Genomic DNA, 13,052 nt, shown 5'->3' on the forward strand with positions numbered 1-13,052 from the left:
CTCAATCGAGTCACCAACAGAGGCATTTTCAATGGTGTCAGGACAGCGCTTAGAGTTGGATTCTGTATCCAAGCATTAGGCTGAGGTTTTTTTCAGTATCATCAAATTCTGAGGCGCCATCCCGACTGCCGTTCAGCTTACCTTGAGTGTAGCGCAGACCTATCATCAGGTCAGAAAAGTTACCATCAACACCGGCCCCCCAACGGAAACCATCCGCCGTCATATCGTCACTGCCTTTGTAAATTCTCAGCGATGAATAGCCCGCAAGACCATAAACATCAACAGAACTTCCTGAACTGATGGGAAAGCGTTTACCTACAGGAATATTTGCAGAATACGAATAATCTTCTTTGTAGCCATCGTAGGTATCTTGAAAATGATTATTTTTCAATAGCGCAAACTCTAATTCCCCGCCAAGGAAAAAATTATTGTCTGCGATATTTTTAGCCCCAATATGTACAGCAACCTTTTGACCTGTTTCATCAGCTAATTCATGTGCTGCGAGGCTTCCCGCAATATAGAAATCCTGTTCATAAGCTTGTGTTGCAACTGAAGTCAGTGCGGAAAATAGCAATGCGGTTCCCCATTTCATTATTAATTCCTTTTCCTAACCAATGTGAGCAAATGTACTCAAACAACCGGAAGACACCGAATCCAATGAGTATGACAGGCATTGTGATCACCTCTGAGTGCGATCGCCTTAGGTTGTTTGGGTATGAAAAATTATTTCTTTGCAAAGTTACATGAGAGGAAAATAAGGGACTTGTATCTTATTTAATAAAAAGAGAGATTTGTTTTATCATATATCCACATGGATGCATTTCATGAGTTTTAAAAGGTAAGGCGTGTATTAATTAATATTCAAACTTTGCCTAGTTACCTGATGGTTGCTATTTCTTTAATTCGATTTGGTGTGTTTCTGACCAATTTCTTAGGTCATCAAGAATTTTTAATGCAGATTGCCCAAACTCAGTGAGTTCATAGCTGACGGCGATCGGCCGGTCACTTATCACTTGGCGCAAAACCATGCCTTCACTTTCTAATTCTTTCAAACGCTGATCGATCATCTTTTTGCTGGCACCGCCCAACTGGCGGGCGAGATCGTTAAAACGAACAGGTCCATCTTTAAGGTGGTAAATAATGGAGCCTTTCCACTTTCCACCAATCAATCGCATCGCTCGTTCAATTGCACATGGTTCGGTGCAAGCTTTTCTGCCACGACTATCGGTTTCAACTTTAGCTGTCAACTTGGAATGCCTCGTTCTCAATAACCCTACATTAGATCTAAGTTACAAAAAGTAAACTGGTTGAAAATAAGGTCAAGGTTACCATAATTAACCACTCAATACATATTATACCCAAACAACCTGAAGATGCTTGTTTTCAGAAGTCATCAATGCGTTCAATTCTAGGCAAATTTCACGAGGAACAGTCATTCTATTTCCGTGGAGTTTAACAAAGAAGTGGGCGCATTGATCGCCTCCCTTCGGGCGAGTTGACTGACGCCGTGCTCATTGTTGTTCCTTTTTGATGGAGATGACTACACCTACAAAGGAACGCCGCGATCACAAAGCCAGTTAATCTCGCTGAATCATGCATCTTCAGGTTGTTTGGGTATAAAGGTGCCTGAAACCCGGTGCCTTTATTTCAAGATTTACACTTACCGCTGGGTCAACGCCAGTTTGATACCCAGTCCGACAAACAATGTTCCTGTAACCCTGTTAAACCAGCGAATAAACTGAAGCTTTGCCAGAGTCTGCTTCATCAACTTTGCGGCTCCGCCATAAAACATCAAAGAACCAAAAGAGAGCACCATAAAAGTTAGCGTCATGATGAAAAACTGCGGTGCGACACGTGCACTGGTATCCAGAAACTGCGGAAAGAAGGACGCAAAAAAGACGATGGCTTTGGGGTTGGTTATCGCCAATAGCAAGCTTTCACCGAAGTAATGGCGATAGCGCTTGTTCGGTTTGTCACTCTCTTCAACCTTTGAATTGCCTATTCGACTAGAGCGGAAAATCTTGATGCCAAGGTAAATAAGATAAACAGCACCAATGGCTTTAAATACTGTAAAGACGAAGGAGGATGTCATCAAGAGTGCGCCAAGGCCAAGCATAGACACCACCGACAGAATGAACAATCCGACGATGTTGGCGAAGCTTGACGTAGCAACCACTGACATTTTGCCGGTGAGACCATTGCGGATGGCCAGCAAAATAGCTGGACCCGGACTGGTCACATAGAAAAACGAGACGAAGAGATAAAGCAGAAAAGTCTCTAGCAGCATGAAACGCACCCCCATAAGTTTGATTTGAGTAGGTTTTACAGATCCAGATAAAGCCTCAGCATATCTTTATGTTGCACCCCATTCTCCCAAATGGGCTCATCATAGTTGTCCAAAAAATGGCCTGTGACAACATCAAACACCCGAAACCCCATTCGCTGATAGAAAGTTAACTGATAGCCAAAGGTCCCCGTACCTAGTTCCAATCTCTTCATGTCTTTCGCACGAACAAACTGGATCATGTAACGAAGCAGTTGTGTTCCACAGCCTTTGCCCTGAAATTCTGGGGAAACGGCAATGTTAAACAACTCAGCGCGCTTGTCGCCAATGGGCTTCACCACACATGCGGCCACAACCTTGTCACCAAAACTAGCAACTACGCACCAGGAGTCGAGTATGTAGGAAGCAATACTGGATGCTGAAGGGTCTGCTTCTAGAAGTAACGAAGCCGGAATGTGCTGTGGAGTCACCTCGCTAAAAGTCATGTTAGAAGGCATCAGTTAGACACCCTTTGCTGGTGGGTGGTTTTCGTAAACATCATCGAAAGAAGCATAAATTTCCTATTTGCCGAACGTGACTCTGTGTTTGGGGTTCACACAACGAAAACCCTAGTCAAGCCAATTAGCTTGACCGATCTTCGTGCAACGGAATTCGACCGTATGACTATGCGGTCCGGTAAGGTAGATGGAATGCCTTTGACCTTTTGAACCATGACGATACACAAAACCATCATTGCTCAATGACGTGTTAGTCGAAATGAGCAAAGATCCTGTTTTCATTGATTAGAAAGATCAGTAGGCACTGGTGATCCAGATTGTTCTCTGTCTCTGTTGGAGCACCGCATCCTTGCCTTCCCAGCTGACTATGAATATCGACAAAGTCAATCAATACGCGGTCTGCGAACCACTGGGTTAATCCTGTTTCAGGGATTGTTTCCCGCTCCAAGTAACAGCCGAGTGCGACAGTATAAAATGTGAATATCGCATCGCGTTTTTCAGTTCTGAGAACGAGATGAACTATGCCTAGAATGTTAAGCATGTTTCCTCTTTGACGCGATGATAAGACACTTGCCTTTAAATTTGGACTTTTTGCGTGGGTTACAGCGATGTGATGGGCAAACCGCGGCGTCTTGCTTTTGATTTGTATCGTGCCTCTTTTATGTACCATCCAAGTGTACCAAGGAGTGCTGATACCAATATGATCATCAGCAATTGGGATGGGAAGTGGATAAAGAAGACATCAATGGTGGATACAGGTTCGTAGATAAACAGTGTGGTTAGGCGCGATGATAGCAGAACGATGCTAAAAAAAAGCGCGGTACGGATGATGTGGGAAAACTTTCCGTAGCGGCGTTCTTCTCCCCACCTATAAAAGCGTCTGTCGAGTTCCATATTCGTTCCCGTATTCTTATCTAAGGTTCTGATGCAGAAGAATAAAGCGAACTATCGAGTTTTTGCATTACGAGGTTTGAATCTGCGAGGCACTTAGCGGGAAGCGCGGTTGTAAAACCGAGGAGCATCCTGTCGCGGGAGGTGCACGAGATTTAGGTTGGCTTGAATCGCAGTGTTTACCGCCAGTGAGGTTGGTGTGCCGAGAGTGATGAGAGTACCTACACCGGATAAAACCGCTTTCTGTACTAACTCAATACTGCAGCGGCTGGTGACCAGCAAAGCTAGATTCGGTGTCAGTGCTTTACTGCGAAGTGCGGTTCCCAGAGTTTTATCCAATGCATTATGGCGGCCAATATCTTCGCGACACAGCAAAATGTCACCTTTTTCATCCAACAACATCGCCGCATGAATCGCACCGCTGATATGTCCTAGCGATTGCCAGTGACGGAGTGATTCCCGTAATTTCAACACGCTGTCGTTACTTAAGGTGTCGACGTAAGGTAAAGGTTCGAGCTTGGGAATGGCATGGTCGAGGGACTCGGTACCGCAAATACCGCAGCCAGTGCGGCCAGCCAAGTGCCGTTTGGTCAGGGAAAGCCTCGCTTGCGCACGGTTGGCAAGCTGAACATCGGCTATCAGCGCATCACTTCTATGCTGAATGTTGATGTCGTGGATTTCGCTGCCGGTACGTATTATCCGTTCACTGAAGGAAAAACCGTAGATGAAGTCCTCAATATCCTGTGGTGTTACCATCATCACAGCATGACTGACACCGTTGTAACCAATAGCAAGCGGAGTTTCTGTCGGTAAGGTAGCAAACGATGTGACCTGACTTGCGTCATCGATGTAGTGATGCAACGAGTGCGGAGGAAGTGGCGCATCCGGATGCGTGTCGTTGTCTTTTATTTTTCTAATGGTCATTCTCTGCCCCGAATAGTGGGTTTCTCACGAATCATAGCGCCATCCAGTTTACCGCGCAGAACCTATGAGTGAAAAGGTGACATCACTACTTGTCGCAAACGCATTTCGGGCGGGCGCATTTGCACATTTCTTGCCGAGATCACCCCTTTACCATGCCTAAAATACGGTGGCGTTTTTCCGCCTGATAGCAATGAAAAGACTACACTTTTCAGTGCCGTGACAAATTCGGTGGCGGCGTTAGATTTTTCGGAATTCAGGACAATGGAATGACAGATTACTCAGGATTTGGGATGTTCAAACACGCGCTCTCTTTCCATGAAAACTGGCAGCGTGCTTGGCACAACCCAACGCCAAAACCTCTTTACGATGTGATTATTGTGGGTGGCGGTGGTCATGGCCTTGCAACGGCCTACTATCTCGCGAAGGAATGTGGTGTTAAGAATGTCGCGGTGATTGAAAAAGGCTGGCTCGGTGGTGGTAATACGGCGCGTAATACGACGATTGTGCGTTCGAATTACCTTTGGGATGAAGCTGCTCATCTTTACGAGCACTCACTCAAACTTTGGGAGGGCCTTTCACAGGAGCTTAACTTCAACTTGATGTTCAGTCAGCGCGGTGTGTTGAACTTGGGTCATAACCTCCAAGACATGCGTGACATTGAACGTCGTGTCAGCGCTAACCGATTAAATGGTATCGACAGTGAAGTACTGGATACCAGAGGTGTTCAAGAGCTAGTCCCGCTTCTCGATTGCTCCGATAATGCGCGTTACCCGGTGCTGGGCGCCAGTTGGCAGCCGCGTGCCGGGGTTGCTCGACATGATGCCGTTGCATGGGGATATGCCCGCGCTGCTGACCAGTTGGGCGTAGATTTAATCCAGCAAACGGAGGTGACAGGTCTGCGCATTGAAGAAGGCAAGGTGAAAGGTGTCGAAACTTCACGTGGCTTTATTGGTGGAGAAAAGGTTGGCTGTGTCGTCGCGGGTAACTCTGGTGAGTTGGCGCGCATGGCGGGAATGACGATGCCGCTGGAATCCCACCCCTTGCAGGCGATGGTTTCTGAGCCTGTGAAGCCATGTATCGACACCGTCATCATGTCTAATGCTGTTCATGGATACATCAGTCAGTCGGACAAGGGGGACTTGGTGATTGGTGCAGGTATCGACAGCTATAACGGGTTTGGGCAACGTGGATCCTTCCCTGTTATCGAACACACTATTTCTGCGATCGTTGAGATGTTCCCATTCCTCAGCCGGGTGCGTATGAACCGCCACTGGGGTGGGATTGTCGATACTTGCCCGGATGCTTGTCCCATCATCAGTAAGACTGACATTCAAGGGCTCTACTTCAACTGCGGTTGGGGCACTGGTGGCTTTAAAGCCACGCCGGGCTCAGGCCACGTATTTGCACACACCATCGCGAATGATTCGCCGCACCCCATCGCGGCACCATTTAACCTCAACCGTTTTGTAACGGGTCATTTGATTGACGAACACGGCGCTGCCGGTGTTGCGCATTAGGGTCAACAGACCATAGGGAAAGGAACGCAAATGCTACGGATTTATTGCCCCTACTGTGAAGAATACAGAGAAGAAGACGAATTCAGCTATGGCGGTGAGGCACATATCGTGCGCCCGCTGGAGCCGGAATCCTTAAGCGATAAAGAGTGGGGACATTACCTGTTCCACCGTAAGAACATTAAAGGCAGCCATCGTGAAATGTGGTATCACGCCGCAGGCTGTCGCAAGTTCTTCAACGTGCAACGCAACACAGTGACTTACAAAATTGAAGCGGTATACAAAATCGGTGAGTCCGCTCCCGAGGAAAGTGGGGAGGCAGGTAAATGAGTCAGGTAAATCGTTTAAACGAAGGCGGACGTATCGACCGTAGCTCGTCTCTCACCTTTACTTTTGAAGGTAAGGCGTATCAAGGGCATAAAGGAGACACGTTAGCTTCTGCCCTTTTGGCCAATGGTGTAAAAGTCGTAGGACGCAGCTTCAAATATCACCGCCCACGCGGCATTTTGGGCGCTGGTGCGGAAGAGCCTAATGCGATTTTGCAGCTTGGTTCTAATGAAGCAACCTCTTTGCCAAATCAGCGTGCGACACAGACAGAACTGTATGATGGCTTAACTGCTCGCGTGGCGAATGCCTGGCCGAGTCTTGATAAGGACTTCCTGTCGGTGGTCGGGAAAATTGGCGGTGCAATGATGCCTGCCGGTTTTTACTACAAGACTTTTATGTACCCCGAATCTCTTTGGCCGACATACGAAAAATATATTCGTAAGGCTGCGGGTCTGGGAGAAATTCCACGTGCGAACGATCCGGACAAATACGATCACATGCATCAGCATTGTGAAGTACTCATTGTTGGCGGAGGTGCTGCAGGTCTGGCTGCGGCAAGACGGTTGCTGGGTTTGGGTCAGCGTGTGATTCTGGTGGATGAACAGTCAGAATTTGGCGGTAGCCTGCTGCATTGTCGCGAAAGTATAAATGGTAATCCCGCGACGGACTGGGTTGCCGAAACCGTGGAGCAGTTGGAGGCTGACCATAACTTCATGTTGTTGCCAAGAAGTACCGCGTTTGGCTATTACGACCACAATTTTGTGGGTGTTGTGGAAAGGCTTACCGATCATTTTGGCGATGAAGTCAGCGGCGTCCGCCAGCGCATCCATCATATCCGTGCAGAACATGTCCTGCTGACAACAGGGGCGATTGAGCGTCCTTTAGTGTTTGGTAACAACGATTTGCCAGGGAGCATGTTGGCATCGGCCGTTCAGATTTACCTTCGTCGATATGCGGTTGTACCCGGTGATGAACTGGTAGTTATGACCACCAATGACGAAGCCTATGATACTGCGATTGAGTGGCACAACAGTGGTAAGACAGTGGTGGCTATTGTCGACACGCGCTCATTTTCAGATGGCGACCGCGTGAAAGAAGCCAAAGCTTTAGGTATTCCTGTATTGCATGGCCATGCCATCACTAACCTCCAAGGTGGCAGCCATATTGCGGGAGCTGAAATTGCGCCAATCGACCGTGATGGAAAGAGCGTCAATGGCGCAATCAAGGTGCTTAGCTGCGACACAGTGGCGACCAGCGGCGGATGGAGCCCTGCGCTGCATCTCAGTTGTCACACGGGCGGTCGTCCAACTTGGCGCGATGATATTGCTGGCTTTGTGCCTTCAAATACCGTTGAAGGGATGGATTACGCAGGGTCGGTCAATGGCCAGAGTGCGTTACTTGAAGTGATTCAGGACGGGGTAACCAAAGCCAAGGTTATTGCGGATGCTTTGGGGGTTGAACTGGCTGATATGTCAGTCCCGGTTGTCGATACGCTGCAAGCTGATGCGGCCATGGCGATGTATTTGGTGCCCCATCGCTTACCTGTCAGTCGAGCACCAAAACAGTTCGTTGATTTCCAGAACGATGTCACAGCTGCAGGTATTGAGCTGGCAGTTCGGGAAGGTTACGAATCCATAGAGCACATTAAGCGTTACACCGCGATGGGTTTTGGTACCGATCAGGGTAAAACGGGCAACATCAATGGAATGGCGATTGCCGCCAATGCGATGGGCAAATCCATTGCGGAAACCGGAACCACAATTTTCCGCCCTATGTATACGCCTGTGACCTTTGGCGCGCTGGCGGGGCAGCATGTCGGCAAGCTATTCGATCCTGCGCGTTACACCGCGATGCACGAGTGGCATGTCAAAGAAGGGGCATTGTTCGAAAACGTAGGTCAATGGAAACGCCCTTGGTACTACCCAAAAAACGGGGAAACCATGGATGAAGCTTTGGCGCGTGAGTGTAAGGCTACCCGCGAAAGTGTCGGCATTCTGGATGCATCAACGCTCGGAAAAATCGACATTCAGGGTAAAGACGTGCGTGAATTTCTGAACCGTATCTATACCAACGGTTGGGACAAGCTGGCGCCGGGACGCTGCCGCTATGGGCTAATGTGTCACGAAGACGGCATGGTGTTCGATGATGGTGTGACGTCATGTATATCTGATTCTCACTTCATCATGACCACCACATCGGGCGGCGCAGCAGGCGTGCTGCAATGGCTGGAAGTGTGGCACCAGACCGAATGGCCAGAGCTGGAAGTTTATTTCACCAGTGTGACTGATCAATGGGCGACCATGACGATTTCTGGTCCTAACTGCCGCAACGTGTTGCGTCAGTTGGTTGGGGATGAAGATGTCTCAGAAGAGGCCATGCCATTTATGAGCTGGAAGCCGATGAAAGTGGCAGGCGTGGATGCTCGTGTTTTCCGCATCAGTTTCACCGGTGAACTGTCGTTCGAAATTAACGTGAATGCCAACTATGGCCTCTATGTGTGGGAGCAGGTGATGAAAGCCGGGGAAGCCTACAACATCACTCCTTACGGCACCGAAACCATGCACATTCTTCGTGCGGAGAAAGGCTTTATCATTGTCGGGCAGGATACCGATGGATCGGTGACACCGCAGGATCTCAATATGGGCTGGATAACGGGTAAACAGAAAACCTACAGCTTCTTGGGACGTCGTTCATGGTCGCGGGAGGACACCTCCCGTACCGACAGAAAACAGCTGGTGGGTCTTAAATGCGTGGAATCGCACAAAGTAATCCCAGAAGGGGCGCAGGCAGTGGATAACCCTGACCAACCAGTTCCTATGACCATGGTTGGGCATGTTTCCTCATCCTACTACAGTGCGGTATTGGGGCGTTCCATTGCATTTGGCCTAATCAAAGATGGCCTCAACCGTATGGGGGAATATGTTTACTTCCCATTGGCCAATGGCAAAACACTCAAGGCGGAAATATGCAGCTCAGTGTTTTACGACACTAAGAATGAAAAGCCATTAAATGCGCATGAAGATGACGTATTGGCACTGTCAGAAAACTATGAGCCGATTAAACGTACACCTGTGCATCATCTTGGTAAGTCGAACCCATCTTCACCGGGGGTGCATTTGCATGAGCGCGATGGTGTCAGCCATCTAGTGCTACGTGGTGAGCCCACTGCAGAGTTCTCTGCCGCCGTGGAAAGTGTGTTGGGGCTGGCGCTTCCTGTTTCGCCCTGTACCTCATCAGTGAATGATTCGCTACAGGTTTGGTGGCAATCGCCAGATGAGTGGCTGATCCTCAGCTTTGTTCAGGATGCAGGTACCATTGAGCAGAAACTTCGGGAAGCGTTGACAGGGCATTTCCAAATCACGGATGTGAGTGGCGGGCAGACATTACTAACGCTGACTGGCTCGCATGCTAAAGACGTGTTGAAGAAGTCTGTTTCTTACGATGTGAATAGTAGCCACTTCACCATGGGTAAGTGTGTGGGCACATCTTTCGCGAAAGGACAGGTGTTTATGCGTCATCACAGCGAAAACTGTTTTGACCTGATTGTGCGCCGGAGTTTTGCCGATTATATCGCACTCTGGATCCAGCAATCTGCCGACGAATACGGATTGGCGCTGGACTGCTAACTCAATACTCATTGCCCGCTTCTTGCGGGCTTTGTTTTTCTTAGCCGCGCGACGCATTACCCATCTGCATTAGTGATATTGTCTATATACCCAAGCAACCTGAAGTTGCTCGCATTGAGGGCCTCCCTTCGGGTGAGTTGACTGACGTCGTGCTCTTTGTTGTTCCTTTTTGATGGAGGTGACTACACCTACAAAGGAACCCCGCGATCACAACGCCAGTCAAACTCGCTGAATCATGCATCTTCAGGTTTTTGGGTATTAAACAACAACGAGATGGCGCACTTGGACTTTATCACTGACCCTTTGTTTTACCTGATGGCTATTCCTGCCGTGCTGATTTATGGCATTGGCAAAGGCGGGTTAGGTGGCGCACTGGGCATTATTGCGGTGCCTTTGATGGCCTTGACGATAGCGCCCACTCAAGCTGCTGCTATCTTGCTACCTATTCTTCTTGTGATGGACGTGTTTGCCGTTCGGTATCACTACCGCAATGCGGACTATTTCGTGATCAAGCAAATGCTGCCCGGAGCATTAGCGGGCGTTGTTCTAGCGGGATTGTATATGCAGGCCGTTTCTCAGTCAGGGTTGAAGCTAACGATTGGCATATTGTCGTTATGGTTTTGTGGTCAGTATTTATTGAGCTTGTTAGGAATAGCGAACCCTGCCAGAGGACGCAACAATGCGCTTTCAGCGACGATGTGGGGTGGCGTTAGTGGCTTTTCCAGCACTACAATTCACGCAGGTGGTGGCCCGATTAGCATTTACCTGCTGCCGTTGCGGCTTGAGAAAGTCTCGCTGGTGGCAACCATGGCGGTGTTTTTTGCTATTTTGAATGTAGTCAAATTGATCCCTTATGCGGCCTTGGGCGAATTCGATGCCAATAATCTATCAACGGCTCTAATCCTGATGCCATTGGCGCCTTTGGGCGTCGTATTAGGTGTGAGGCTTTTGCACCGTGTGAGTCAGGCGCGCATTTACCAGCTCTGCTATCTGTTCCTTTTTCTATCAGGTTTGAAACTTTCTGTGGATGGGATTAACGGGCTTCTTTGAATTATTTCCGGCTGAGCGTAAATGCCAGTGATACCGCCAGGCTCTGTGCCAGACAAAGTGTTGCAGTTTGAGAACGAAACGACTCCACTTCCGCTTCTTTGATCACAAAGCAGACGTCACTGTTTGCTGCCAACGGGCTTACCTGACTGTCGGTAAAAATGATTTGTTTGGCCTTTGTCGTGGCTGCAAATTCGCATAGCTCAACCGTTTCTGGAGAGTAAGGGGAGAAGCTGGCACCTATCACGACATCTTTATTACCCACCAGTGCCAACTGTTCCGACGACATAGCGCCGAATCCGTCGACAATCACAACTCGGCGTTCGAGATGACGAAGTGCATAACCTAAGTATGAGGCGATACTGAAAGCACGCCTCATTGCCACGATATAAATCGTCTCAGCACTTTCCAATAGTTCCACGGCTGCGTTCAACTGCTCTGGTGCAATGGCGTTTGAAAGCTCTTGAAGCGCGACGGTATTGGCGTGACTAAATTGTTGGAGAATGTCAGACGGCGTTTCCAGTTCTCTTTCTTCACCTTGGGCGTTTTGCAGAAGGCGGGCACGCTCAGTATAACTGCTGGTTTCCTCAACGAGGTTTTTGCGGAACAGTTGCTTCATTTCGTTAAAGCCACTGAATTCAAAAGCATTAGCAAAGCGGATGAGTGTAGAAGGGGGAACATTGGCGTGTGTAGCAATCACAGCGACAGTATCAAAGGCAATGCTGTTTGGATTATCCAATACATAATGCGCTACCTGTTGAAGTCGTTTACTCAGGTCGTGGTAACGATGACGAATTTGTTGTTGTAATTCAGCGAGGTGAGTTGCAGTTGCCATAGCATTTCCTGATTGTGCACATCTATGGCAAGTGTAATGTTCCGTTGATAAATAGGAAATGGAATTTTTATTCCATTTCCTAATGGGGTATAACTCAGGGAGGTACTAGCTGAACGTGACTTCACTAAAATGTGGATTATCTACCAGTGCTTTCATAGAGGCCACGGTATCAAGCACAACCAATACGTCTTCCCCCTCTACATCTAATACGATGCACTCTTCTTTCTCTATATTTCTGGCGGTATCTTTTGCAATGCCTTCTTTATGATCACCTGTGTGAAACTCTAATCTTACGGGGTAGTGAAACATACAGGCGATTTCAACATAGTCATGGACGTCGCATTTGATCATCTCAATTTCCTCTCGCAGAGTCCTTTATTAACAGTCTTACCCAAAGAGTGAAAACTCGCTACCGATCATTGCGCAAATTTTACTTTGTTGCTTTCTCGGTATCAGATAAGGGCAAGGCCACCAGTTCTACACGTCGGTTTTCGGTTCTACCTGCCGCATTTTTGTTGCTTTTCACTGGCTTGGTTTCACCTGCTGAGACTGTTTTCAAGAGCTTCTTGTCACTACCAGCATCAACCAAATATCTTTCCACAGACTCAGCACGTTTTAGCCCCAGAGTCAGGTTATATGCGTGCGAACCTACGCTGTCTGTATGGCCTGTGATGGAAAGTGGTGTTGATGAGGTTTTGATGGAATCCACTATACCTGCCAGGATCTTCTTTCCTGTTGGTGTCAGTGAAGACTTATCAAACCCAAAGTGTACTTTAGCAATCAGGCCGCTTGTCCCCTGCTCAACACTTGGTGTTTCTCGTAACAAAAGTTCCGCACATTCTTTATTAAGACCAGCGTTCATTAAAGCACCAATGAAGATGGGAGTCGTTGGAAAAGAATTGTCTTGGCGTTCAAGTTGAAGGTAATGCGCTTTATGGAAGAACACGTCGGTTGATTGGCCAACATCGATTTTGAATCGTACTTCTGTCTGCTTGTCAGCACATATGTCCTCAAAGGCAGTTGCGGATACGTTAGATGCGAGAGTTGGCATCGCCACAGTGTTCAATACGATTATGAGCGCAGGGAGGGTGAAGGTGGCTTTCATAA

14 protein-coding genes are annotated in these 13,052 nt (G+C 48.2%); 4 read left to right on the forward strand and 10 right to left on the reverse strand.

All coding sequences use genetic code 11. The features are described 5' to 3' along the window. Positions 1-49: 49 nt before the first annotated feature. The 7 genes from GMA8713_RS07630 to fdhD form a co-directional block, all read right to left on the reverse strand. Complete coding sequence (locus tag GMA8713_RS07630; RefSeq protein ID WP_062707427.1) at positions 50-592, reverse strand: outer membrane beta-barrel protein; 543 nt, start codon at positions 590-592, stop codon at positions 50-52. Between the two features lie 298 nt (positions 593-890). After that, positions 891-1,175: a winged helix-turn-helix transcriptional regulator gene (locus tag GMA8713_RS07635; protein ID WP_422615194.1), complete on the reverse strand. Its 285-nt coding sequence runs from the start codon at positions 1,173-1,175 to the stop codon at positions 891-893. Positions 1,176-1,660: 485 nt separating this feature from the next. Continuing rightward, positions 1,661-2,287, reverse strand: coding sequence for a LysE family translocator (locus GMA8713_RS07640; RefSeq protein ID WP_062707743.1), 627 nt, complete (start codon positions 2,285-2,287; stop codon positions 1,661-1,663). A gap of 35 nt (positions 2,288-2,322) precedes the next feature. Next, entirely contained in the window at positions 2,323-2,781 is a 459-nt protein-coding gene (locus GMA8713_RS07645) for a GNAT family N-acetyltransferase (RefSeq protein WP_084387677.1), read from the reverse strand. A gap of 250 nt (positions 2,782-3,031) precedes the next feature. Further along, positions 3,032-3,322: a hypothetical protein gene (locus GMA8713_RS07650; protein WP_062707434.1), complete on the reverse strand. Its 291-nt coding sequence runs from the start codon at positions 3,320-3,322 to the stop codon at positions 3,032-3,034. A 59-nt stretch (positions 3,323-3,381) separates the two neighbouring features. After that, positions 3,382-3,675, reverse strand: a complete 294-nt coding sequence (locus GMA8713_RS07655; protein WP_062707437.1) for a hypothetical protein — start codon at positions 3,673-3,675, stop codon at positions 3,382-3,384. A 93-nt stretch (positions 3,676-3,768) separates the two neighbouring features. Further along, positions 3,769-4,596, reverse strand: a complete 828-nt coding sequence (gene fdhD, locus GMA8713_RS07660; protein WP_062707440.1) for a formate dehydrogenase accessory sulfurtransferase FdhD — start codon at positions 4,594-4,596, stop codon at positions 3,769-3,771. Between the two features lie 266 nt (positions 4,597-4,862). Here fdhD and GMA8713_RS07665 point away from each other — a divergent pair, with 266 nt between their 5' ends. The 4 genes from GMA8713_RS07665 to GMA8713_RS07680 all read left to right on the forward strand — a co-directional run bounded on the left by GMA8713_RS07665 (position 4,863) and on the right by GMA8713_RS07680 (position 11,113). Next, a complete protein-coding gene (locus GMA8713_RS07665; protein WP_062707442.1) occupies positions 4,863-6,113 on the forward strand; it encodes a sarcosine oxidase subunit beta family protein in 1,251 nt (416 codons plus the stop codon). Between the two features lie 30 nt (positions 6,114-6,143). After that, positions 6,144-6,440 (forward strand): sarcosine oxidase subunit delta, encoded by a 297-nt coding sequence (locus GMA8713_RS07670; protein WP_062707445.1) that lies wholly within the window; start codon positions 6,144-6,146, stop codon positions 6,438-6,440. Next, positions 6,437-10,063: a sarcosine oxidase subunit alpha family protein gene (locus GMA8713_RS07675; protein ID WP_062707448.1), complete on the forward strand. Its 3,627-nt coding sequence runs from the start codon at positions 6,437-6,439 to the stop codon at positions 10,061-10,063. Before GMA8713_RS07670 ends, GMA8713_RS07675 begins: the two co-directional genes overlap by 4 nt. A 273-nt stretch (positions 10,064-10,336) precedes the next feature. Continuing rightward, a complete protein-coding gene (locus GMA8713_RS07680; protein ID WP_062707749.1) occupies positions 10,337-11,113 on the forward strand; it encodes a sulfite exporter TauE/SafE family protein in 777 nt (258 codons plus the stop codon). Between the two features lies 1 nt (position 11,114). Here GMA8713_RS07680 and GMA8713_RS07685 read toward each other — a convergent pair whose 3' ends face one another. The 3 genes from GMA8713_RS07685 to GMA8713_RS07695 form a co-directional block, all read right to left on the reverse strand. After that, positions 11,115-11,945 (reverse strand): MurR/RpiR family transcriptional regulator, encoded by an 831-nt coding sequence (locus GMA8713_RS07685; protein ID WP_062707451.1) that lies wholly within the window; start codon positions 11,943-11,945, stop codon positions 11,115-11,117. A 105-nt stretch (positions 11,946-12,050) separates the two neighbouring features. Next, on the reverse strand, positions 12,051-12,296 hold the full coding sequence (locus tag GMA8713_RS07690; RefSeq protein ID WP_198159475.1) for a Rho-binding antiterminator: 246 nt from the start codon (positions 12,294-12,296) through the stop codon (positions 12,051-12,053). 79 nt (positions 12,297-12,375) lie between these two features. Further along, the gene (locus GMA8713_RS07695; protein WP_062707459.1) at positions 12,376-13,050 is read right to left on the reverse strand and encodes an OmpA family protein; all 675 of its coding nucleotides are present in this window, start codon (positions 13,048-13,050) and stop codon (positions 12,376-12,378) included. Between the last annotated feature and the right edge of the window lie 2 nt (positions 13,051-13,052).

The sequence above is a fragment of the Grimontia marina genome, from assembly GCF_900060185.1.
In the GTDB taxonomy this organism is placed as follows: Bacteria; Pseudomonadota; Gammaproteobacteria; order Enterobacterales; family Vibrionaceae; genus Enterovibrio; species Enterovibrio marinus.